The following is a 22,917-nucleotide window of genomic DNA, read 5'->3' as shown; positions in this document are numbered from 1 at the left end:
GGCTAGCAGGCCCCGAAAGTGAATGGTCATGATGGCGTATTAACGTCGAGTTGAGTACCGGCCTGTACGCCGTCACTCCAGCGCGAGCGCACACTCGGGGCGGGTAGGATCGGTTTTGCAGCGTATTGCCCGCATCAGTTTCAGCGCCGTGCCGTCATAGGTACCGCCGTCCCGCAGCTCCAGACGCACTTCGCGTAACATCTCGTCATAGTCGCTGACCTGTTCAGCCGTGGGGTGAGTCCAGAACTCCTCCGGAATCTCGGCTTCAGCTGATGCAACAAGCTCATATGCCCGATCAACCTGATCGAGCGAATAGTCCCGGACTTTCTTTCCATAATCTTCGGGAAAACGGTCCCGGTGGATCAGGATCTGGAAGTTCATCTGGGTCAGGGGATAGTTGTAGACGCCGCCATCGGGTACGACGCCCTTGTACAGTTCCAGAGGTGTATAAGCCACGGCCGGAGCGTAGATGATATCCACGCTGCCATTGTTGAACTTGCCAGCGAAGTTGGCGGAGTTCGTGCCTACGACGGACGCACCGACCCGCCTCACCATCGTTACCGCGGCGTCGTCATAGTCGAACGCACCGATCTTTTTGCCCTGCAGCTCATTAACCGTGTCCAGCTCGCGATCGCGCATGAACAGATACACGGCGCCGGCAGGAAGAATGCCAACAACTTCATAGCCATCGCTACGCAAAAGCCCGGCTGCTTTCTCCTGGTTAAGCGCCTGCAGCAGCATACGCATTTCCCGCTCGCCCGGCACAGCACCTATAGCCTCCAGGGTACCGGTGAATTTATTGAATTCCCGGGCGCGCGTACCCGTCAGCAGGACTGAATCGCATTGACCCGCCTTGAACTCTTCCGCCGCTATTTTCTCATCGGTGTAAGCGCGCAACTGCAGGTCGACGCCCCAACCCAAAGCTGGCGCACGGGCAGCTTTCATGACACTGAACAAAGGTCCGTTCGCGCCAATCGGATCAAACACGCAAAAGGATCTTTTGGGGATATCCTGCGCAAGCACCGGAAACGCAGCAGCAAGGAAAACAACGCTGGCGGCGAGCCAGCGCAGGTGGTGTCGAGTCGCGACGGAAATAGCCAAGGTACGCTCCTGAAAATGCAGATTATCAGTCAACAGGTCGGTTGACCGCGTAATCAAAGGATTCCTTCGAGGTCAAGGTCTTCACCGACTGACTCGGACCGCTCGTCATCCCAGAACGTCCCAAGGCCGCCGATGGGTGTCCGGTGACCCTGATTCTGGGTCCATAACCGATCCGAGATTGCCAGGATGTTGCGGGTAGCCATCTCGTCCACCATGCGCCATTCCTCATTACTCGGCGTATTACTGATCGATTCGGCATGTGCTTTTATGATGGCTTTGACCTTCTCGGTATCCCCGGCATTCAAAGCGGCCATCGCGTGGAATACATGAGCTATGCGCACACCAGCCTGCTCGCCTTTTTGATCGGCACGCTCGAGATACTGGAAGGGGTCTTCGCCTTCAGGTTCAGCTCCCGGAATCATCGCCCAGACAGTTGCCCGAATTGCCGAGGGCGCGCCCCACCACTTGTCGTCGTCGAGACACTGGGTTGCCCTTGAGACTTTGGAGCCGACATTTTTCGGGACGCCTACGGAGACACTGGACTGAATCTCGTTGTTCAGCGCCTGAAGTCCGGACAACAGACCGGCCATGTAGATGAACTCATCCTGCGAAGTATCGAAGCTCGGGCACTCGCCCTCACCTGGATCCCCGTAGTGCGCGGTGAGGTGTTCCCAGCTGCGCAGATACCGCTCAGCGGCTCTGAGTTGATGACGTTTTTGCGCTATTTGCGCATCCTGGGCGGCCCGGCCATTCTGCTCGCCTATAGCGCGGAGATACGCCAGCTCGTTGTCCCACGCGCGCTCGTCCTCGCAGCCCCCGGCTGACAGGTTGAGCATGACGCCCAACTGATCAGGCTCGCTGTTCACCCGGCCAAAGGACATCATCAGGGGTGCCGTCGCTTCTGCCATAGCACAGGCCATCGCCAGGTCCTTGCTCTCAAGCAGATACGGCATGGCATGATCGTTGGCGTAGTTCTTCACTACAGCACCGGTCGTCTTGTAGATTACGTGGTTAACGGTGCCGCATCCCGCAAAGCCAACCGTGGCAAGGACGAGGAGCGCAATCTTGGGCATCTTCGGGAGCGAGGTGGTGAGGCGTTCCGACAAGGCAAAGCGGTGTAGAGACATATGCACTCCTGAACCCAGCCCCGCTATACAGGCAAGTTGCTGGTTCGAATAGTTATTATTGGAAAGTGACAGCGAGTGTCATCGTAGAAGGAAATTAGCATCAGTAACCGGGTTATTCTGTGAGTCGAATCTCACATGGCGGTAACTTATACCCAACCCGACTTTAATTACGGCGCGCGCAGGACAGACCCACACGCCTGCATCGCCTGAAACTGTATGGACTGAGGAAAATTCATCAATGCGTAAAGCCGAACTTGCCCAAGCAATAGCGTCGCGCACTGGCCTGAGCCGGAAGCAGGCCATGGAGGTCGTCACGGCGTTCACTGACCAGGTCGCTCAAGCGATGGCCAAAGGCCAGAACGTCCGGTTACCCGGTTTCGGGGCTTTCAGCGTACGTGAACGTAGCGCCCGCACAGGCCGTGACCCGCGGACGGGAGCAGAGCTCAGGATCGCCGCTTCCCGCACCGTAGGTTTCAAGGCAGGTAAGCGGCTCAGGGATACGTTCAGTTGCGAGCGCGGCTGAGGATCAGGTGCCCGACGAAGGCCCGCTATCTTTGCCAGCGGGGTTGCCAGCCGAATCGTTGTCGGCCTTCGGCTGTGCCTTTGTCGCCGGCTTGGCGCTCGCTGAAGTGCCTGAGGTTTTCTTGCCAGACGCTCTTACTGCGCCCTTCGCCTTTGCCTTGCCGGCTGTATTTTTAGCTGGCGTCGCGGCATTGCGGACAGGGTTGGCGGGAGCCGCTGCGTTTTCGGTCGAACCAGTAGCAGAACCGGCAGGTAACCGCTCCACGAGCTGCTCGATCCGTTTCTCCAGGGCAACTATTTCATACTGAAGTGCAGTTTGTTTGTCTAGCGCATCTCCGGTGTTTCGACATAAGGTCCACAGCAGCCAGATAATCAGAATCATGGCGACGAACGTGAAAAAACCCATACAACTTCTCCTTATTATTAGCTAACCAAATTCATAGCTAGCCATACCTGGCTGACTGTTGGCAGCTTTGGTGCGACTGGTGATGCAAAGAAACGAGGTTGGCGGGCATTGCCCGCGATTGCAGGCTCCGCCAAGGGCGTCTGTTCCAATATCCTGCATGACCTGACTCATCACGGCAACCGCTATTGTTTACGCGCTACGCCAGAACGGCCGCTACTCGGGCACGCGCTCGTCCTCAACCGCGTACACGCGGCGCCCGTCCACCCAGGTTGCGCGAACCACTCCGGGCAATGACTCCCCCAGAGCGGGGCTGTGCTTGCCCCGTGACAACAGGCTGGCCTCATCGACGAACCAGCTTGCCTCCCGATCCAACAGAAACAGGTCGGCGCTACTGCCCGAACGGATGGCCGGCGCCGGACGCCCCAGAACACTGGCCGGACCAGCGGTGAGCGCGCGCAACAGTGCCTGCTGCTCCAATTCCCCTTGCTGGACCAGCCTCAGCCCCAGGGAGAGGGTAATATCGATGGTTGAAAGCCCGGGTTCGGTTTCCCCGAACGGTGCCTGCTTCGCCTCGGATTCATGCGGGAGGTGCTGGCTGACAATGGCCGTGATAGTACCGTCGTTAACGCCGCGACAAAGCGCTTTCCGGTCCGCCTCTGATCGTAAGGGTGGCCGCACGTGGAAGCGGCTGTCGTAATCCTTGAGGCAATCATCGGTATAGGCAAGATTGCTGATGGCTACATCCGCGGTGAGACCAACGCCGCGAGCCTGGGCCGCCCTGACCAGTTCAACGCTGCGGCCCGTGGACAGCTGGGCCAGATGCAATCGCGCCCCAGTCTCTTCCGCAAGCAGGATGAGTTCACTCACAGCGACCGTTTCAGCGACTTCCGGTATGCCTGGCAGACCCAGGCGAGTTGCCATCAGGCCTTCATGGGCACAACCTTCAGCCGCCAGCGCCTTGTTCTCCGCCTGGAGAAAGAGTGGTATGCCAAAAGTCTGTGCGTAGGCCAGACAGCGACGTAGCGTTCGCGCGTCGCGCACACCTCGGCCGGCCTGGCCTAATGCGACGCAGCCGCTAGCCACCAGACCCGCCATATCGCTCAGCATTTCGCCGCCCAGGCCGCGGGTCATTGCACCGACCGGCAGGATTTTCACCAAGCCCTGACGAGAAGCCAACTCCAGAATCAGATGCGTGACCGCGCCTGAATCGTTAACGGGCGACGTTTCCGGTGATGTGCAGACCGTTGTGAAGCCGCCCCTGGCAGCAGCACGTGACTCTGTTGCGATCGAGCCCTTACGATCCGGCCCCGGTTCCCGGACGTGACAGGAAAGATCGACCAGTCCCGGCACCAGCAGCTTACCGGCTCCATTGTGACAGTGTTCGGCAGGCATGCTGTCGTCACCGACAGCTTTGATGAAGCTGCCCTCAAGCAGTACAGACACGGGCTTGTCCTGCAGTCCGCGATCGTCCCACAGGCGCACGTTATCGAGACGCGTACTCATGCTGCACCCCCATGCTGGGCTGCAGCACGCTCAGCCAATTGACCGCTCATGGCCATGGACATCACAGCCATACGCAGCGCAATGCCGTTGGTGACCTGACTGAGAATGACTGACTGGGGGCCATCGGCAACAGCTGACTCAATCTCCACACCGCGGTTGATCGGCCCCGGGTGCATGACAATGGCATCCGGTTTTGCCAACGCAAGCTTTTCCCGGGTAAGACCATAGAGTTTGAAGAACTCGCGCTCGCTGGGCAGCAACCCGGACTCCATCCGCTCTTTTTGCAGGCGTAGCATGATAATAACGTCAGTTTCGGCCAGCCCTTCCTCCATCGTTGTGCACAGTTTTACGCCTAGCTGGTTGGCTGCCGCTGGCATCAGGGTCGCGGGGCCAACCAGGCGAACTTCTTCGGCGCCCAGCGTCAGCAACGCATTAACCTGGGACCGGGCAACACGTGAATGCAGGATGTCGCCGACGATAGCCACCCTTAGCCCTTCGAAGCGCTCTTTGTGCTGTCGGATTGTGAGCATGTCGAGCATGGCCTGAGTCGGGTGAGCGTGACGACCGTCGCCAGCGTTAATAATGGCAACGCCCGGGGTGACGGAGCGCGCAATGAAGTGTGCTGCGCCGCTTTGGGCGTGACGCACCACAAACATGTCGCTGGCCATGGCCTCCAGGTTCAGGAGTGTGTCAGAGAGAGACTCGCCTTTGGATGTGGCGGATTTGCTGATATCCAGATTGAGCACGTCCGCCGAAAGGCGCTTGGCCGCCAACTCGAAGGTGCTCCGGGTGCGGGTGCTGGGCTCAAAGAAGAGATTGACCACGGTTCGGCCACGCAGCAACGGCACTTTTTTGATCCGGCGCTCGCCAACCTCGATAAAAGAGTCTGCAGTATCCAGAATTTCGGTGAGTAAGTCCCGGCCCAGCCCGTCGATCGTCAGGAAGTGCTTGAGCTGACCGCCTGACGTAAGCTGCAACCCTGGGCTGATCGCTTTAATGCCCTGGTTCATCGCTGCAAGCCTCGCTTGCTGGCACCCCGTTCGCGCACCTCAAGCCGAAGAGGCTCCGGGCCGAGGAGTTTCACCCGCTGCCCTTCCGCCAACGCCAGCCGGCGGCCCACCAGATCGGGCTGAATTGGCAGTTCCCGCGAGCCCAGATCGACCAATGCGGCCAGCGTAATGCCGGCTGGGCGCCCGTAGTCGAAGATTTCGTTCATCGCGGCTCGGATGGTGCGCCCGCTCATGATGACATCGTCGACCAGCAGGATGTGCCGGTTCTCTGTATCGACGGGTAACGCCGATGGCTGGACCTGGGGATTAAGGCCGATACGTTCGAAGTCGTCGCGGTAGAAGGAGATGTCGAGCACGCCGCATGGCTCGGTCACGTTCAGACGCCGCTGCAAAGCTTCGGCGATCCATACACCGCCTGTACGGATTCCGATGATCAAGGGAGCGGTCACCTGCTTCTGCCGAAACAGTTGCTCAAGGCCGTGCGCCATCTGATCGAGCACAGAATCGACGTTACTCAGTTCTTGCATAGGTACTCCTCTTGCATAGGTGCTCCTCGTGCATAGGTGCTCTTCTTGCGCAGGTGCTCTTCTTGCGTACGCGCCTCTTGCCATACATTCCTCTTGCATCAGTACCGCTCTTGCATAGCTGCCGCTAAGCACTTGTCTGACAAAAGTAAGCATCAGGCACCAGAGCTTCTCTCACAGAGCCTCTCTGTCCAGTAAGCGCCCTTTACAGGACAGACAGCCCTGGCGACAGAAGGTCGCATCGGCCTCGGGCCGGCTGAGGTGTGGTATTCGGACCCTGCTGCTGCCAGGCAGCTCAACCTGCCTGGCCCGTCGTGGAATCGGTCCGGGAACCATCGGCGCAGGCTGAACGGAACCAGTCTTCCAGAATAATCACGGCAGCCTCACCGTCGACACCAGCACCCTCCCTGGAATAATCCAGCGCGCGCCCACGGGCCTCATGGTCCCGCTTGGCGGCATAGCTGGTCAGGCGCTCATCGATAAGGCTCACGGGCCCCCTGAACCGATTGTCGAGACGGCGACTGAACTTGCGAGCCCGCAGGCTCATATCGCTTTCGCTACCGTCCATGTTCAAGGGAAGACCGACCACCAGGCGCTGGGGCTGCCATTCCTGCAACAGGGAGTCAACCTCTTCCCAGCGGGGAATGCCGTCGCGCGCCTGAAACCGAGCCACCGCGGTACCCGTCCCGAGCATGGCCTGGCCTACGGCAACGCCAATCCAGCGTATGCCATAGTCAAAAGCCATGACTCTCTCGTTACGCTCAGGCATGGCCGACGCTGCTGGAAAGCTGTGACGGGTCAACGCCCATCCGGTTCAATGCGGTTTCAAGGCGCTGCTCCCATGGCACGGAAAATAAGAGGTCGGCGTCGGCGTCACAGTTCAGCCAGACATTGCCGGCGATCTCTTCTTCCAGCTGTCCGGGACTCCAACCGGCGTAACCCAGTGCCATAAGAAACTCTTCAGGTCCCTCTCCCTGGCCAATCGCATCCAGAATATCCCGGGACGTGGTGAGGCATATATCTGAGGCGACAACCTGGCTGTGCTGCCACCGGCGCTCGCCCCGGTGCAACACGAAGCCCCGCTCCAGCTGCACGGGGCCGCCACTGAAAACAAGGCGATCAGACTCGACCTCAGCCAGATCCATTTGTTCAAGGAGCTCATCCAGCCGAAGTTCCAGCGGACGGTTTATCACAATCCCCAGCGCGCCGTCCTCGGTGTGATCGCAGATATACATCACGGCCCCGCCAAACTCCGAGCCGCGTAGCGAAGGCATCGCGATCAGAAGCTGGCCCCTGAGACTGTACAGGGCTGCGTGCGAGTTTTTCTGCGTGTTCATGGCAATCCCACAGAGTTAAAAAATTTGGTGCCGCGCCCGCTCGCCGGGTCAACGCAAACTATACCATCTTGCCCCTGCCTCCGGACGCGGCAGGTGCCACATGCCAGACAATAGGTGCCATATGGGCCAGAACACTAACGGGACGTCAGGCCCCGGGGTTGAAACGACCAGGTACGGATAATTTCGAGCACATCGGTGTTTTCACGCATGGCTTCCGGGAAAGGTGCAAATGGAGCGGCCACCCGGATCGTCGAAATGGCTGCATCATCAAGAATCTTGTGGCCGGAGGATTCCAGCACACTGATGTCCCGCACGGAGCCGTCGGCGTTGATAGCAACCAGCAGGCGTAAGCTGCCGTGGAGGTTGCGCCGTCGGGCCTCACTGGGGTAATTCATGTTACCGAGTCTCGTCACCCGGTCGACCCAGTTTTGAACGTACCAGGCGTCAGAAGAAGACAGGGTGGAAACAGCCGTCACCCGTTCGATCCGCGGCCGCTTGGCGTAAGTGCGCATTTTCTGGTCAAGCCGTGCTTCAAGACTGGCGATTTCGAGGCTGCGGTCCATCAGACTTTTGCGGGGCGTGTCGGGATCCGGCTCCGGCTCCGGCGTCTCTTCGTCACTGTCCCGCATGTCCTGGGAAGACACAACAGTCGTCACAACCGGCGCGTTTGGGGCATCCGCTGCTGCCGCAGCAGTCTCTACCGCAGCCGGCTCGACTTCGCGGACAGCAACATCCGTGACAGTGGCTTCGCGGGTCGCAGTCAGTTCAGAGACCTCAGCCTCGGTCCCACTCCCACGCTGGTTGCTTTGGGCGAGAAAATCGGCCTCTTCGGGCGCTTCATCGTTTCGCTGGGCCAGGGTGATTTCCAGCGTATCGGCGGCCGTTTCCGGATCCTCCGGCGCAAAAGTAATGCCCAGCACAATCATGGCGTGCAGGACGAGCGCCATAAAAACCGTGAAGCTGAGGCGATCAGCGTCGGTTACATTTACCGCCATATTTTACCTTGCATGGTCCTGACCCGCGCGCTCATGCGCCAGGCAAGTCGCTGTCTAACGCGACCAGGAGTGTAGCCGCCAATAATAGCCCAGCCGCAGCGTTTTTCATCGGATGCGTCGCCCTGCCGCTACTTTGATGCGGGCAGTCGCCGGGCGATAGCCTCCATCAGCTGGCCGCCGATGTCGACATCGAATGCTTTGTCGAGCTCACGGATGCAGGTGGGACTGGTCACGTTGATCTCGGTCAGATACTCACCAATAACATCAATACCCACAAAGATCAGATTGCGCTCACGCAATGCCGGGCCCAACTGCGCGCATATCCAGCGATCCCGTTCGGTGAGTTCGCGACCCTCGCCACGACCGCCGGCTGCGAGATTACCCCGGTTCTCTCCAGCCGCAGGCACCCGCGCAAGAGCGAAAGGCAAGGGTTCGCCATCGATCAGCAGGATCCGCTTGTCGCCTTCACTAATCTGGGGCAGGTACTTCTGCGCCATAATCTGATGCTGGCCGTCCTGGGTCAGGGTCTCGATGATTACGCCAAGATTGGCGTCCCCGGGCCGGACGCGGAACACCGATTTACCGCCCATACCGTCGATGGGCTTCATGACAACATCGCTGTGTTCAGCGTGAAATGCCCTCAACCTCGCAGGGTCACGGGTCACAATCAACGGCGGGGTGCACTGGGGAAACCAGGTCGCGTAAAGCTTCTCGTTACAGTCCCGTAGAGCCTGGGGCGGGTTCACAACAAGCGTACCGTCGCGCTGGGCAGCCTCAAGTATGTGTGTGGCAATGAGAAACTCTCGGTCAACCGGGGGATCTTTCCGCATCAGAATAACGTCGAGATCGGCCAGCGGTAAATCTGCCCCTTCGCTCCGCTCGAACCAACACTCCGGATCAGCCATGACCCGCAAGGGCTTCATGTTGGCCCGCGCCTGGTCGCCGTGCAGATACAGGTCCGGCAACTCCATATACCATAGCTCCCAGCCGCGCTGCTGCGCCGCCAGCAGCATCGCAAGCGAGCTGTCTTTCTTGTAAGTGATGTTCTCGATCGGGTCCATCACCACCCCGAGCTTTACTGTCATCGCAAATGGTCCTGTTGTCCGTTTCCGGAATGAGTGGTCGTGGAGTTGATTGTAAACCTGCAGCACTGCAAATAACTGCTATGCTGTGAGAATGCGGCCTGTAGTGCAACTGTCTGCAACGTACGCTTACAGAAGCACGACAGTGCCTGAGCCAAAACCGAATCGGCTGTGCCTGTGACTGATTCTCCGCCTGGGCGCCTATCAAAGCGAAAGTGTATGCCGGACGGCGCACTTTAATTGAGGCGAACCGGTTGCCGGCAGGCTGAAATTCGTTCGGTAAGGCAAATTAAATTGACGAGGCATGACCCACCCCACAAACGGGCGGAGCCGCCGCTTGGGGCTGGTAGCACGGCCTGAATTATTGTGTTAAAAAGACGCTCCATCCGCTTGCCATTGAGACGTTGGCCTGCTGACGGCCTGAAGGAACCCTGGTTCTGGTCGCATGAACGTCGGATGCCGTCCTCGCGAAAGTACTCTACCGGGAGCACGCGATCACGCAGGCACAAACAGGCTAAACAGCCGGGTGACGCTCGCGGGATACGCCAGCCTCAAAACAACAATGTTCTTCCGTTCAAGCGCAAGGCTGTTGGATAATGGATGACAACTTCGAAAACCTGAAAGTCATGGTTATAGACGATAGCAAGACCATTCGTCGCACCGCTGAAACTCTGCTAAAAAAAGTTGGCTGTGAAGTTTTTACGGCCACGGATGGGTTCGACGCTCTTGCCAAGATCGCGGACACACACCCCGATATCATTTTCGTCGACATCATGATGCCACGGCTTGATGGTTATCAGACCTGTGCGCTGATCAAGAATAATTCAGCCTTCAAAGGAACACCCGTCATCATGCTTTCAAGCAAGGATGGCCTGTTCGATAAAGCGAAAGGCCGAATTGTAGGTTCTGATCAGTATCTGACGAAGCCCTTCAGCAAAGACGAACTCTTGAACACAATCCGGGAGCACGTGCCCGCCCGGCAATAGTAAATTCAACGCAGCTACCCCTGACCCGCACCCGGTATGTGGGCTGCGTTTTGACCGATATCGAGGGACCTATGGCCCGTATCCTGATCGTTGATGACTCGCCGACTGAGGTCAAAAAGATCTCCAGTCTTCTGGAAAAACACAAGCATGAAGTGCTGAGTGCTGACAACGGCGCTGACGGCGTGGCAAAGGCACGAGCCGAGCACCCCGACCTGGTGTTGATGGATGTTGTCATGCCTGGCCTCAACGGCTTCCAGGCAACACGGCAATTGACCCGCTCGCCGGACACCCAGGATATTCCGGTCGTCATCGTTACTACCAAGGACCAGGAAACCGACCGTGTCTGGGGCACCCGGCAGGGCGCCAAAGGCTATCTGGTGAAGCCGGTAGACGAGACCCAACTCATCAATACCATCAAAGAACTCCTCGACTGACCCCGTTGGGCCAGGAAAGCACATAGTCGGGATTAAGCATGGCCGCCAAGTCGAGTCCTTTTGCCGTACTAGCGAACATTGACAAACGTAGCCGCGCGCTGTCCAAAGGGCTCCCAGCTCAGGAAGAAGCCGTCGAATTGTGGCATGGCATCGGCTTCATGCTCGACGGTAAGCGCTACGTCGCGCCCATGGGCGAAGTTGTAGAAATCCTGCATATCCCGCGCTACACCCAGGTCCCCGGGGTGAAGCCCTTCATGCTGGGCGCCGCCAATGTCAGGGGCCGCCTTCTGCCCGTCATCGAACTAGCGTCTTTTGTCGACCTGCCCCGGTCTTCGCGCGCCCAGCGCGACCGCCGCGTTCTGGTGGTGGAGCAGGATGACATCTTCTGCGGGCTGATAGTCGATGCCGTACTGGGCATGCAGTACTTCGCGGTGGATAGTTTCACCGGCTCCAATGACGACGCCGATGTCTCCCTGCAGCCGTTTCTCCGGGGCGCCTACGAGCGTAACGATGAGCAGTGGGCAGTGTTTTCGATGGTCGAACTGGTCGAGGACGAGCGCTTTCTTGACGCGGCAGTCTGGTGATGCGCTACGGCGCCATAAGCTTCATGAGTGCCAGGCGGGCCGAGGCCGGTGGCAAACAGTGGTCTGTAGCGAACATCATGGCGTCACGAAGTTCAGAATGTGATGCGGGCGCCATACAGGAACTGGCCGTTTTGCGGTCCGGTCGAGGGCACGCATGTGCATGGTTCAGATAATTTAGGACGAGGCGGGAGCCACCCACCCGTTCCAGCGCCTGCGGGCAAAAAATTAAAGCGGGGGGCGTTCGCCACAGGCAACGCCAGATAAAGATCTCAAGCCCGTAAAACAACACGCCATAACCGAGGCCGGGAGCCAGAAAATGAAAAATCGAGCTGGGAAATTCACCTCGCAGCAGGGCGCGAACAGGGCGGTTACTGCTCTGATCGCTGTCCTGATCGGGTTGACGATCGCGTTGATCGCTGTCCTGTTCGTGGTCAATCGCAATAGCGCCCACGAAGCAGAATACATCGAGTACGCCAGTGATCTGCGGGTGTTATCGCAGGAGATTGCGAAGAACGCATCGGAGGCCGCGGGCGGCACGGAGACAGCATTCGATCAGTTGGCGCGCTCCCGCAATCAGTTCGATGAACTCTGGGGCTACATTCAGAACGGCAACGAAGCGACTGGCCTGCCGCCGCTGGATGCGGCGGACCAGACCAATGTGGACGCCCTCTGGACCATAATCCGCGCGCATGCCGACGCCATCCTGTCGACCGAAGAAGCCGTTCTCTCTCTTAACGAAGTGGGCGAGACGCTCAACGAGACTATTCCTCAGCTCCAGGTTGAGTACGACGACATCGTCCAGATCCTGCTGATGAACGATGCGCCGGCAGAACAGGTCGCGCTGGCGCAGCGTCAGTCCCTGCTGGCGGAACGCATCGTCACCAGTGTCAACGACGTCCGCTCGGGCGACGAAGATGCCGTGGTGGCTGCCGACCGCTTCGGCCGGGATGCTGAACTCTTCGGCCGCGTTCTGCAGGGCCAGCTTGAAGGCAATGCAGCCATGGGCATCAGCGCCGTGGACGACGAAGATGCCCAGTTCGGGCTTGAGGCAGTTGCAGAGCTGTTCGCCTACGTTAGCGAAAACGTCGATGCCATCCTGGCGGCCTCACCGGACCTGTTCAGAGTGCGGGAAGCGGCCAACGTAATTTTCAACCAGTCACCCGAATTGTTGGAAGAGACCACGGAACTGACCCGTCTGATCCAGTCCGACCAGAATCTGATCAGCCCCACTCTTGCGATCATCATCCTGATAGCGCTGGTCATTAACATCATTCTTATCGGCGTGGCGCTATATCAGGCAGCCCAGAAGCGTCTGACCAAAACCCAAGAGCAGAACGAGCAGAACCAGAACGCGATCCTCCGGCTTCTGGACGAATTGGCCGATCTGGCCGATGGTGACCTGACCACTGAAGCAACAGTTACCGAGGACTTCACTGGCGCGATCGCAGACTCAATCAACTATGCGATCGATCAGATGCGGGCGCTCGTGCAGGCTATTCGGGACACCGCTTTACGGGTCGCCGCGTCGGCACAGGAGACCCAGGGAACCGCTATCCATCTGGCCGATGCTTCTGAACATCAGGCCCAGGAGATCGCCGGCGCCTCGGCAGCAGTCAATGAAATGGCCGTGTCGATTGACCAGGTTTCCTCCAACGCCTCTGAATCGTCAGCGGTAGCGGAGCGCTCGGTAGCCATCGCCAAGAAGGGCGCTGAAGTGGTCCAGAATACCATTCGGGGCATGGACAACATCCGTGAGCAGATCCAGGAAACGTCAAAGCGGATCAAGCGTCTGGGCGAATCATCCCAGGAAATCGGCGACATCGTCTCCCTGATCAACGATATCGCCGACCAGACCAATATTCTTTCACTGAACGCCGCCATCCAGGCGTCCATGGCCGGTGACGCCGGTCGCGGCTTTGCCGTGGTCGCGGACGAGGTACAGCGCCTGGCGGAGCGCTCATCCGCAGCCACCAAACAGATTGAAGCGCTGGTCAAGACGATCCAGTCAGACACCAACGAAGCCGTAATTTCCATGGAGCACACCACCGCTGAGGTAGTTCGTGGTGCGCGCCTGGCACAGGACGCGGGCGTCGCTCTGGAAGAAATCGAGAACGTTTCGATGAATCTGGCGGAACTGATCCAGAACATCTCCAACGCGGCCCGCCAACAGGCGTCTTCCGCGGCGCATATCTCCAACACCATGAACGTTATTCAGGAGATTACCTCCCAGACCTCGTCGGGCACCAACGCGACCGCCAAGTCCATCGGCACACTGGCAGAGATGGCCTCCGAGCTCCGGCTTTCGGTGTCTGGCTTCACGCTGCCGGAAGGCGGCGATGAAGATGAGCATATGTTCGACGCGGACGAAGACGAAGACGAAAAGCTCCCGACACTCAGCTAAGTGGCAGACCCGTGCCCGGGTACAGAAATCGTTTCTCCTGAAAAGTCGGGCAATAGAACGGCATGACGAACGGCACCAAGAAGTCAACGCCTACTAGCTGGAACCTGCAACGGCTGCCCGAAATGGACGATGTACAGTTCCATCAGTGGCAGCAGTTGCTGGAATCACGCACCGGCATGACGCTGTCGCCTGACCGGCGCTCGTTTCTGCAGGCCAACCTCGGCATTCGCATGCGTGAGGTTGGCTGTACCGACTACCAGGCTTACTACGAGAGGGTGGTTTCAGGCCCCGGGGCCGTGATCGAGTGGACCGTGCTGGTGGATCGGCTGACAGTCCAGGAGACCCGTTTCTTCCGCGATCCCGATGCCTTTCGAACGGTCGCCGATTATGTGGTGACGCGGGCGCCAGAGCGCTTGCGCCGCGAGCCGCTGGAAGCCTGGAGCGTGGGTTGCTCCACGGGAGAAGAGGCTTACACGCTGGCGATGGTCATGCGCTCGAGCCTGGATCGCCTCAAGCTGGATATTTACTTTGGGGTCACCGGCTCAGACATCAGCCAGCCAGCGCTGGCAAAGGCAAAGCGCGGTCTTTACAGCGAGCGCAAGCTGGTAACGACCGAACCAGCCCTGCGGGAGTCTTTTTTTATACGTCACCCGGACAATCAGTTTGAGATTGACCCTGCCTTGCGCGAACGGGTCTGTTTCGCGAGGTTAAACGTCCTGGAGCTACAAAATGCGCCAATGCACGGAATGGACATTATATTTTGTCAGAACCTGCTTATTTACTTCCGACGCTGGCGCCGTAGGGAAATAGTGAATCACCTGGCCGACCGATTGGCGCCAGGAGGACTGCTGGTACTCGGCCAGGGGGAATTGACCGACTGGCAACACCCACAGTTACAGCGGCTACCCTCAGAACGTGTTCTGGCGTGGCTAAAACAGAATCCAGGCCGCTAAGGCGCTACCCCTGCGGGAGCTTTTAGTGGTCCGAGTCACCCCGGCCTGAAGCCGGGGGATCAACCGGAGTGGTTATGGGCAATCACCACGACAGTATTGCACTCGAATGGGTGCGCGGTGAAATCCAGGAGACCCTGAAACAGGGTCAGCACGCCCTTGAGGCTTTCGTCGACAACCGCGACGACACAGCCCGGCTGCGGTTCTGCCTGAACTACCTGCATCAGGTCAGCGGGACCCTGCAGATGGTCGAACTGTTGGGTGCGGCCCTGCTCACGGAAGAGATGGAGAAAGTCGCTAAGGCTATGCTTAATGATACGGTGGTGGATCAGGACGATGCCATCGCTGTACTGATGCAGGCCATGCTGCAACTGCCCCAGTATCTCGAACAGCTGCATTCAGCGCAGGACGACTTTCCGCTGGTGCTTTTGCCGCTTCTCAACGACCTGCGCGCCACCCGCTCTGAGTCGTTGCTGTCGGAAACATCACTATTCAATCCCGATCTCAGCCCCGCCCGGACCCGCGCAAAATCAGGGGCCGGTCAGCGGCTGCAAGACCCGAAAGTACTTGGACACGTTGAGAAGCTGCGGCAAATGTTCCACTTCGCGGCGTCCGGAATCACCCGCGAAGAAGACTTCGATGCCCACTTCGAATATCTCGACAAGGTTGTCATTCGCCTGATCAAGCTATGCCAGCAGACCCCCATGGGCGAAATCTGGCTGGCAGCCGGCGCTTTGATTGATACCCTCAAAGCCAGGCGCAACCCGGTAAACGCGGCCGTTAAAGCCGTGATCAACGAGCTGGACCTCCAGCTCAAGCGGTTGATCGATGAACATGTCGATGTTCTGCAACAGCCGGCTCCCGAGACACTACTCAAGAATATTCTCTACTACGTTGCACGGGCATCCGACCTGGACACACCAAGGGTCCGGGCTGTGGTCGAACGTTACCACCTGGCTGGTGCCCTGCCCGACGACCAGGCTGTCGACGCCGTCCGTCAACGCGTCAGCGGGCCGGGGCGCGACGCCATCCACTCGGTCGTCAGTGCGCTCAATGAAGAGCTGGCGCGCCTGAAGGACCAGCTTGACCTTTTCGTGCGCTCGGAGTACCGCCGCAATGAAGAGCTTTCGGAACTTCTGCCAGGGCTTGAACAGATAGCCAACACGCTTTCTGTGCTGGGTCTTGCTATTCCCCGCAGGGTTATTCTTGAACAGGTCGAACTCATCAGCACGCTGGCGGACACCAGCGCGCCAGCCGACGACGGCGTGCTGATGGATATAGCCGGCTCCCTGCTCTACGTCGAGGCGACCCTGACGGGGCTTGATGAACAGTCGAGCGCCCGCGGCATGGCAAGCAGAGAATCAGGTTCAGAACCGACTGACCTGGACCGCCAGCTTTCCCAAGCCAACACCGTACTGCTGCGTGAAGCGCGCAACTCTCTTGAACAGGTGAAGTCTGCGATAGTCAGTTTTATTGCCTCGCAATGGGACGCCAAAGAGATTGCCGATGTCCCTGACTGGCTGCACAGCATTTATGGTGGGCTAAAACTGATACCGCTCGACCGGGCGGCAGACATGCTGGCTTCCTGTGAAGCATTCGTGCGCCAGGCACTGCTCGACGGCGACTACGTCCCAGACTGGCAACAGCTTGACACGCTGGCGGACGCAGTCACCAGCATTGAATATTATCTTGAGCGCCTGGCGGACGGCATTACCGACAACGACTCGGTGCTCGCCCTGGCCAACGAAAGCCTGACCCTGCTCGGTTTCCCGACCGGTGCCGATCCGACCTGGCAGCGTCCCAGGCAAGACGAAGCTGCTGCTGCGCCGGATATTACGAAAGAGGTTGCGAAAGAGAGCGACGCAGAGCTGGTGGACGATGAGATCCTCGCGATTTTCATTGAAGAAGCGCAGGAAGTCCTCTCGACCATTCGTGAATTCTGCCCGCGCCTGCGGCGCTATCCCGATGACAGGGATGCGCTCGGCGAAGTTCGGCGCGCGTTCCACACTCTGAAAGGGAGCGGTCGGCTGGTCGGTGCCACCAGCCTGGGCGATCTGGGCTGGGCGGTCGAGCATCTCCTCAACCGCATCCTCGAACGTTCTGTGAAAGCCGATGCGTCGGTGCACCAGCTGTTGGATGACGTGCAGGAACGCCTTCCAGGGCTGGTCGAAGCGTTCGCCAAGGGTCAGGCAGACTATGAGGTCGCAGACCTCATTGAACGAGCTGAAACTCTGGCTTCCGGCCAGCAGGAAGCGGTTGACCCTGAGGTGGCGGAGATACCCGTCCTGACGGGGCAGGAAGTACCAACAGAAACTGGTGAAGACGCTGGTCCGGGTGTCGTGGACGACAGCCTCGTTGACGAAGAAATTCTCGAAATTTTCGCAGAAGAAGCTCAGGAAGTTCTCGAAGCGATCAGCGAGTATCTGCCGAAACTCCAGCAGTCATGGGATGACCAGAATGCGTTGGCCGAAATACGCCGGGGCTTCCATACCCTGAAAGGCAGCGGGCGACTGGTCGGCGCGACAACGATCGGTGAGCTGGCCTGGTCAGTCGAGAATCTGCTCAACCGGATAATCGACCAGTCCATTACGATGAATGACGACATCGACCAACTGCTGCCCGAAGTCGTCGCTATCATTCCATCGCTGTTGGTCGACTTCCAGCAGCAACGGCCCGCCACTGAAGACGTGAGTCTTTACCAGAGCCGTGCGGATGCCCTGGCCCGTGGCGAAACGCCTGAGGCAGCCCCGCTGCCTGAGCCCCCTGCGGCCGACGAAGGTTTGGCTGAGCGTTCAGCAGAGAAGAGTGCTGCAGAGACATCCCCTGGTATTGATGGCCAGCACGAACCAGACGCAACCCTTGATGAAGACGTTGACCCGGTACTGCTGGATATCTTCCGCAGTGAAACCGAAACGCATCTTGAAACCCTGCGTGAGTTCCTGGCCGAAGCACAGGCATCTGCTAGCAACGCCGTGCCCTATCCGGATGCGCTCTCCCGTGCTCTACACACGCTTAAAGGCAGCGCCAATACGGCAAGCATCGGGCCTATAGCCAAGGTTATCGGCCCGTTCGAAAAATACGTCAAAACGGCTCGTGCCGAGAACATGCTCTCAGACCCTCGCATTCCCGAGCTGGTCCAGCGTCTGCACGACTTTATTGCCGAGGGGCTGGCCCAGCTCAAGGTTTCGCCGCAACTCGAACTGGCCGGGACCGATGCATTTCTTGAGGAGCTCAACCAGGTAGCCAGGGAAACCCTGCCGCAACCTGCCGGTGACCACGACCAGGCCGCCCGGCCCCATCCACAGTTGGTGCAGCTGTTTCTCAGCGATGGCGTGGAGCGTCTCCTGGATGCGGATGCCATGCTGGAAGAGTGGGCGCGCAAAGGCCAGCCCGGCCCGCGGCTCGGCGATTTGCAGGATGAGCTGGAAAAGCTCCGGGACGGCGCCGTCGAAGCGGGTCTTGAAGATCTGGCAGAGCTTGCCGATGTACTCGCCCTGATCTATCCCCAAGCGCGGCGGCGCGCGACCACGCCCAGCACCAGTTTCTTCCTCAGTATGCGTGCAGGCCATGACCAGCTGATCGATATGATGGATCAGGCGGCGGCAGGCCTGGGTACGAAGACTGATAACAAGCTGTTGGCACAGCTGCGGGAAATCCAGATCAGCCTTGAGCCCAAGGCCAATGACGGGGTGTCGCAGGAGTTCAATGAAGACCTCGATCAGATCGACCGTGGGCTGGACGAAGAACTGCACCTTGAAGACGTTGACTGGGCAGGGTACGAAACCCGTCCGCCCGAGCTCGAGTCGGATCTGCCCGAAGACACCGAAGGGCTCGATACCGAGCTGGTCGAAATCTTTCTGGACGAGGCTCGCGAGCTTATCGCACATACCGATGAGCTACTGGCAAAGTGGGTGGAAACGCCCCGCGAAACCCCTCTGCTCCAGCAGCTACAGCGGGATCTTCATACGCTGAAAGGCGGCGCAAGACTCGCGGATCTGGCCTCTATTGGCGACCTTGCCCATCACATGGAAAGCCTGCTGGAAGGCCTGAGTGAAGGGCGCCTGGCCCATGCGACCGAACTTGAGGACCTGCTCCTGCGCTGCCATGACCGCCTCGCGGCCATGCTCGACAGCGTTACCCATGGAGACAAGGCGCGCCCGGCGCCGGACCTTATCGGCGAGATCAAGCAGTTAACAGGTGCAGATGCGCACGAAAGTAAGGCCTTAGGCAGCCCCGGCGCCGAATCCGTTGCGGCGGCCACTGACAGCGCTGCACCCCCCATTAGCCCACCCGTAAGCCGCAGCGAAAGCAACGATGATGAGACGTCATCCGAGCTTGACGCTGAGCTCGCCGAGATCTTCCTTGAGGAAGCCGGCGACATAATTGCTGCCAGCAGTGATCTGTTGCAGCAATGGAAAGAGCAACCCGACAATACAGATGTTGTCAGGACGCTTCAGCGTGAACTCCATACCCTCAAGGGCGGCGCCCGCATGGCTCAGATCGGGCCCATTGCCGATGTTGCCCACGAAATGGAGTCACTGTTCGAAGTCATCTCAGACTCCGGCCTGGCGGTGACACCTGAGCAGATCGAGACACTGCTGCGCGGGCATGACCAGCTAGCCGCTTCTGTTGAAGCCGTAGCTGAACAGGGCACGTGCCCTCCTGCAGATGAAGTGCTTGCCGAGCTGCAGTCAGTGCTTGCCGATATCAAGGGCGGAAGCGCTGCTGCGCCCACAGCCGCGGAAGCGCCCAGTGAAGTCGACGACGAACTCACCGCCATTTTCCTCGAAGAAGCCCATGAGCTTATTCACAGCACAGCCGGGAGCTTGCAACAATGGGTCGAAGACCCGGCGAACGACGCACTCGCCAGGGACCTGCAGCGTGATGTTCATACGCTCAAAGGCGGCGCCCGCATGGCGCAGATCGTCCCTATCGGCGATCTGTCCCATGTGCTGGAAGATCTGTTCGAAGCAGTAGAAGACGAGCGTATAGCCTGCTCCCCGGTAATGGCCGACCTGCTATTCAAATGCCACGACGCTCTCGCCCACATGGTCGACCAGCTATCAGCGGGGCACGCACCGGACACGCCTTCTCACCTGATTGCGCAGGTCGAAGCGCTGCTCCGGGCGCCCGCCGGTGAGGCGGCAGAGCTGGCCTCTGCTTCCCCTGCGGACTCGGCCGAAGATCTCACCGTTATTTTCCTCGACGAAGCGCGCGACATTGAATCCAGTATCGCGGATGCACTTCGCAGCTGGCGCGACGAACAGGATGGTCTGCTCCGGTCCGTAAGCACACTTCAGTCTGAACTCCACACTCTCAAAGGTGGCGCCCGCCTCGCAGAGATCGATGCTATTGCGGAGTTGGCCAGCGCGTGGGACACGCGGCTTCAGGGGCTGCTGGAAGGCCGCTTCGACAGCGCGCCTACCCTGGCCCTAAGCGAACGCTGCCTGACAACTCTGGGACAACTGCTGAGCACGCTGGAGTCTGGTAGCAGACCTGCGTCACCCCATGAGCAATTGGCAGAGTTTTTGGCAGAGTTTGAGGCGTCGGGCGAGCCTCATTCTGATCCAGGTGATGAGCCAGACAGCGGCGCGATAGATGCCGATGTTCTGGAGATCTTTATTGATGAAACAGACGAGCTACTGGAAGCCCTAGAGAACCTGATGGCGGGCTGGCAGAAGGAACCGGGCAGGCCAGACTTCAACCTGGAGGCCCAGCGCATTCTGCACACCCTGAAGGGCGGCGCGCGCCTGGCGAACGTGACTTCATTGGCAGAGGAAGCCCATAGCTTCGAGTCCTACCTGGTCGAGTTGCAGTCCGTAGGGGAGCTGACCAAGGCTAACTGGGACAGCATCGGCGCCGCCCACGAACGACTGACCACGCTGGTTGAGCAGCTGCGTGACCCCGAAACTGGCGAACCGGCTTCCGCGGCTACGCCGCCGTCCTTGGAACCTGAACCTGAGCCGGAGCCAGCAGAACAGGCACCGACAGCTGAGGGGGTTGACGACGCGCCTAAGCCCAAAGCGAAAGCCATCACTCCCCAGCAAACACCCGAGCAAAAGGAAGAGCGACGCAAGCTGGCACGGGCCCGTCGCAAAGCCGATGCCGCGCGCGCTGCCCAGGAAACCATCCGGGTAAATGCCCAGCTGGTGGACGAGCTGGTTAATCTTGCAGGCGAGACCAGCATCACTCGCAGCCGGATGGAACAGCAGATCAGCGATTTCAGCCACACACTGGACGAGATGGTGTCGACCGTCGATCGCCTGCGTGAGCAGCTCCGTCGCATGGATATTGAAACGGAAACGCAAATTCTCTTCAGTGCGGAAAAAGAGTTCGGTTCCCACTACGAAGGCGAGTTCGACCCGCTGGAAATGGACCGTTACTCCTCTATCCAGCAGCTGTCCCGGGCGCTTGGTGAGTCTGCATCTGACCTCGCGGACCTGCGCGAAACCCTTTCTGAAAAAGTACGGGACGCCGAAACTCTGCTCTTACAACAGTCCCGTGTAAATACTGAGCTCCAGGAAGGGCTGATGAAGACGCGGATGATTCCATTCGCATCCATGGTGCCCCGTTTGCGCCGTATTGTCCGCCAGATCAGCGGTGAGCTCGATAAAAAAGTCGAGTTTGATGTCGCCAATGCGGAAGGCGAGCTGGATCGCACTGTCCTCGAGCGTATGATCGCGCCCCTCGAGCACATGCTTCGGAATGCGGTGGACCACGGCATCGAGTCGGTGGCTGACCGGATAAAGGCGGGCAAGCCCGAAGCCGGTCAGATCAGCCTCACATTGACTCGGGAAGGCGGCGAAGTCGTGTTGCGTATGGCCGACGACGGCGCCGGTATCCGCACGGATAAAGTTCGCGAGAAAGCGATACGCAGCGGCCTGTTGAACGAGAAAGAGGCCTTTGCGGACCGAGATATTCTCCAGTTTATCCTCCAGCCGGGCTTTTCCACGGCCCAGGCCGTTACCCAGATTTCCGGGCGCGGCGTCGGCATGGACGTCGTCGCCAGCGAGATCAAACAGCTCGGCGGCAGTCTCGACATAGACTCGACAGTCGGTCAGGGCACCACTTTCACGGTTCGGCTACCCTTTACGGTATCGGTCAACCGTGCCCTGATGGTCAGCACCGGCGAGGACTTCTACGCTATCCCCCTGAACACCATTGAAGGCATTGTCCGGGTCAGCACGTACGAGCTTGAGGAATACTATAAGCCCGATGCGCCACTGTATGAGTATGCTGGCCAGCATTACCGCCTGCAGTATCTGGGCTCGTTGCTACACAGTGACCACCAGCCCAAGCTGCAGGGCCAGGCCTTACCACTACCGGTCATTCTGGTACGTGGTGCAGAGCAGCCGATCGCCCTGCAGGTCGACAGCCTTATGGGCAGCCGAGAGATAGTCGTCAAATCGCTCGGGCCGCAGTTTGGCTCAGTGCGCGGCGTGTCCGGAGCGACCATACTGGGCGACGGCAACGTCGTAGTCATCCTTGACCTGCCCGCGATGATCCGTTCCGACGTTCTCTCTGCGCGTGAGCGTCAGCTGGCCAGTATGGCCGGTGGCAGCCGACGTGAAGCAAATGAGCGCGGAACCAAGGTTATGGTGGTCGATGACTCCGTCACCGTGCGCAAGGTGACCTCACGGCTACTGGAACGCAACGGTATGGAGGTGCTACTGGCCAAAGACGGGCTCGATGCTGTGGCGCAGTTGCAGGACCACCTGCCGGACATCATTCTGCTCGATATAGAGATGCCGCGGATGGACGGCTTCGAAGTTGCCAGTTTCATCCGGCACGACGAACGCCTGAAAGACATCCCGATCATCATGATCACTTCGCGGACCGGGAAAAAGCATCGGGAGCGGGCGCTTGCCATAGGTGTGAATGACTACCTGGGCAAGCCATTCCAGGAAAAGCAGCTGCTCGAAACCATCAACCGCCTGAACGAATTTGCCGGCTGA

Annotated in this window: 17 protein-coding genes; 7 read left to right on the top strand and 10 right to left on the bottom strand. The window is 59.1% G+C overall.

Annotation, left to right across the window (positions count from 1 at the left end; all coding sequences use genetic code 11):
* Positions 1-72 precede the first annotated feature (72 nt).
* Both soil367_RS01315 and soil367_RS01310 read right to left on the bottom strand, forming a co-directional pair.
* On the bottom strand, positions 73-1,101 hold the full coding sequence (locus soil367_RS01315; protein ID WP_246065463.1) for a putative solute-binding protein: 1,029 nt from the start codon (positions 1,099-1,101) through the stop codon (positions 73-75).
* A 53-nt stretch (positions 1,102-1,154) separates the two neighbouring features.
* Positions 1,155-2,228 (bottom strand): hypothetical protein, encoded by a 1,074-nt coding sequence (locus tag soil367_RS01310; protein ID WP_246065461.1) that lies wholly within the window; start codon positions 2,226-2,228, stop codon positions 1,155-1,157.
* Between the two features lie 238 nt (positions 2,229-2,466).
* On the opposite strand from soil367_RS01310, the gene soil367_RS01305 reads away from it, so the two are divergent.
* Positions 2,467-2,751 carry an HU family DNA-binding protein gene (locus soil367_RS01305; protein WP_136546165.1) on the top strand — a complete coding sequence of 95 codons (285 nt, stop codon included), beginning with the start codon at positions 2,467-2,469 and terminating at the stop codon, positions 2,749-2,751.
* 3 nt (positions 2,752-2,754) lie between these two features.
* Here soil367_RS01305 and soil367_RS01300 read toward each other — a convergent pair whose 3' ends face one another.
* The 8 genes from soil367_RS01300 to gshB all read right to left on the bottom strand — a co-directional run bounded on the left by soil367_RS01300 (position 2,755) and on the right by gshB (position 9,610).
* The gene (locus tag soil367_RS01300) at positions 2,755-3,156 is read right to left on the bottom strand and encodes a hypothetical protein (RefSeq protein WP_136546163.1); all 402 of its coding nucleotides are present in this window, start codon (positions 3,154-3,156) and stop codon (positions 2,755-2,757) included.
* Positions 3,157-3,369: 213 nt separating this feature from the next.
* A complete protein-coding gene (locus tag soil367_RS01295; RefSeq protein ID WP_136546161.1) occupies positions 3,370-4,659 on the bottom strand; it encodes a dihydroorotase in 1,290 nt (429 codons plus the stop codon).
* On the bottom strand, positions 4,656-5,669 hold the full coding sequence (locus tag soil367_RS01290) for an aspartate carbamoyltransferase catalytic subunit (RefSeq protein WP_136546159.1): 1,014 nt from the start codon (positions 5,667-5,669) through the stop codon (positions 4,656-4,658). The genes soil367_RS01295 and soil367_RS01290 overlap by 4 nt, the downstream gene beginning before the upstream one ends.
* Positions 5,666-6,196 carry a bifunctional pyr operon transcriptional regulator/uracil phosphoribosyltransferase PyrR gene (pyrR, locus tag soil367_RS01285; protein WP_136546157.1) on the bottom strand — a complete coding sequence of 177 codons (531 nt, stop codon included), beginning with the start codon at positions 6,194-6,196 and terminating at the stop codon, positions 5,666-5,668. Before pyrR ends, soil367_RS01290 begins: the two co-directional genes overlap by 4 nt.
* 292 nt (positions 6,197-6,488) lie before the next feature.
* Positions 6,489-6,962 (bottom strand): Holliday junction resolvase RuvX, encoded by a 474-nt coding sequence (ruvX, locus tag soil367_RS01280; protein ID WP_136546155.1) that lies wholly within the window; start codon positions 6,960-6,962, stop codon positions 6,489-6,491.
* On the bottom strand, positions 6,955-7,530 hold the full coding sequence (locus soil367_RS01275) for a YqgE/AlgH family protein (protein WP_136546153.1): 576 nt from the start codon (positions 7,528-7,530) through the stop codon (positions 6,955-6,957). The genes ruvX and soil367_RS01275 overlap by 8 nt, the downstream gene beginning before the upstream one ends.
* 134 nt (positions 7,531-7,664) lie before the next feature.
* Positions 7,665-8,525, bottom strand: a complete 861-nt coding sequence (locus tag soil367_RS01270) for an energy transducer TonB (protein WP_136546151.1) — start codon at positions 8,523-8,525, stop codon at positions 7,665-7,667.
* A 128-nt stretch (positions 8,526-8,653) separates the two neighbouring features.
* Positions 8,654-9,610, bottom strand: a complete 957-nt coding sequence (gene gshB, locus soil367_RS01265) for a glutathione synthase (protein ID WP_136546149.1) — start codon at positions 9,608-9,610, stop codon at positions 8,654-8,656.
* A gap of 593 nt (positions 9,611-10,203) precedes the next feature.
* On the opposite strand from gshB, the gene pilG reads away from it, so the two are divergent.
* The 6 genes from pilG to soil367_RS01235 all read left to right on the top strand — a co-directional run bounded on the left by pilG (position 10,204) and on the right by soil367_RS01235 (position 22,917).
* Positions 10,204-10,593, top strand: coding sequence for a twitching motility response regulator PilG (pilG, locus tag soil367_RS01260; RefSeq protein WP_136546147.1), 390 nt, complete (start codon positions 10,204-10,206; stop codon positions 10,591-10,593).
* A 71-nt stretch (positions 10,594-10,664) separates the two neighbouring features.
* Positions 10,665-11,027 carry a twitching motility response regulator PilH gene (gene pilH / locus soil367_RS01255; protein WP_136546145.1) on the top strand — a complete coding sequence of 121 codons (363 nt, stop codon included), beginning with the start codon at positions 10,665-10,667 and terminating at the stop codon, positions 11,025-11,027.
* Positions 11,028-11,065: 38 nt separating this feature from the next.
* Positions 11,066-11,611: a chemotaxis protein CheW gene (locus tag soil367_RS01250; protein ID WP_136546143.1), complete on the top strand. Its 546-nt coding sequence runs from the start codon at positions 11,066-11,068 to the stop codon at positions 11,609-11,611.
* Positions 11,612-11,927: 316 nt separating this feature from the next.
* Entirely contained in the window at positions 11,928-14,012 is a 2,085-nt protein-coding gene (locus soil367_RS01245; RefSeq protein ID WP_136546141.1) for a methyl-accepting chemotaxis protein, read from the top strand.
* 62 nt (positions 14,013-14,074) lie between these two features.
* The gene (locus tag soil367_RS01240) at positions 14,075-14,965 is read left to right on the top strand and encodes a CheR family methyltransferase (RefSeq protein WP_136546139.1); all 891 of its coding nucleotides are present in this window, start codon (positions 14,075-14,077) and stop codon (positions 14,963-14,965) included.
* A gap of 74 nt (positions 14,966-15,039) precedes the next feature.
* Positions 15,040-22,917: a hybrid sensor histidine kinase/response regulator gene (locus soil367_RS01235; RefSeq protein WP_136546137.1), complete on the top strand. Its 7,878-nt coding sequence runs from the start codon at positions 15,040-15,042 to the stop codon at positions 22,915-22,917.

This window comes from Hydrocarboniclastica marina, from assembly GCF_004851605.1.
Classification (GTDB): Bacteria; Pseudomonadota; Gammaproteobacteria; order Pseudomonadales; family Oleiphilaceae; genus Hydrocarboniclastica; species Hydrocarboniclastica marina.
Note: the sequence above shows the minus strand (reverse complement) of the source record. Positions and strands in the feature narration are given on the sequence as shown.

Bases quoted from the DNA above. Each gene is read 5' to 3' on its own strand.
- soil367_RS01275 (WP_136546153.1), bottom strand. From the start codon at position 7,530: ATGAACACGCAGAAAAACTCGCACGCAGCCCTGTACAGTCTCAGGGGC.
- ruvX (WP_136546155.1), bottom strand. From the start codon at position 6,962: ATGCCTGAGCGTAACGAGAGAGTCATGGCTTTTGACTATGGCATACGC.
- soil367_RS01305 (WP_136546165.1), top strand. From the start codon at position 2,467: ATGCGTAAAGCCGAACTTGCCCAAGCAATAGCGTCGCGCACTGGCCTG.
- soil367_RS01295 (WP_136546161.1), bottom strand. From the start codon at position 4,659: ATGAGTACGCGTCTCGATAACGTGCGCCTGTGGGACGATCGCGGACTG.
- soil367_RS01290 (WP_136546159.1), bottom strand. From the start codon at position 5,669: ATGAACCAGGGCATTAAAGCGATCAGCCCAGGGTTGCAGCTTACGTCA.
- soil367_RS01245 (WP_136546141.1), top strand. From the start codon at position 11,928: ATGAAAAATCGAGCTGGGAAATTCACCTCGCAGCAGGGCGCGAACAGG.
- soil367_RS01240 (WP_136546139.1), top strand. From the start codon at position 14,075: ATGACGAACGGCACCAAGAAGTCAACGCCTACTAGCTGGAACCTGCAA.
- gshB (WP_136546149.1), bottom strand. From the start codon at position 9,610: ATGACAGTAAAGCTCGGGGTGGTGATGGACCCGATCGAGAACATCACT.
- pilG (WP_136546147.1), top strand. From the start codon at position 10,204: ATGGATGACAACTTCGAAAACCTGAAAGTCATGGTTATAGACGATAGC.
- soil367_RS01300 (WP_136546163.1), bottom strand. From the start codon at position 3,156: ATGGGTTTTTTCACGTTCGTCGCCATGATTCTGATTATCTGGCTGCTG.
- soil367_RS01310 (WP_246065461.1), bottom strand. From the start codon at position 2,228: ATGTCTCTACACCGCTTTGCCTTGTCGGAACGCCTCACCACCTCGCTC.
- pilH (WP_136546145.1), top strand. From the start codon at position 10,665: ATGGCCCGTATCCTGATCGTTGATGACTCGCCGACTGAGGTCAAAAAG.
- soil367_RS01235 (WP_136546137.1), top strand. From the start codon at position 15,040: ATGGGCAATCACCACGACAGTATTGCACTCGAATGGGTGCGCGGTGAA.
- pyrR (WP_136546157.1), bottom strand. From the start codon at position 6,196: ATGCAAGAACTGAGTAACGTCGATTCTGTGCTCGATCAGATGGCGCAC.
- soil367_RS01270 (WP_136546151.1), bottom strand. From the start codon at position 8,525: ATGGCGGTAAATGTAACCGACGCTGATCGCCTCAGCTTCACGGTTTTT.
- soil367_RS01250 (WP_136546143.1), top strand. From the start codon at position 11,066: ATGGCCGCCAAGTCGAGTCCTTTTGCCGTACTAGCGAACATTGACAAA.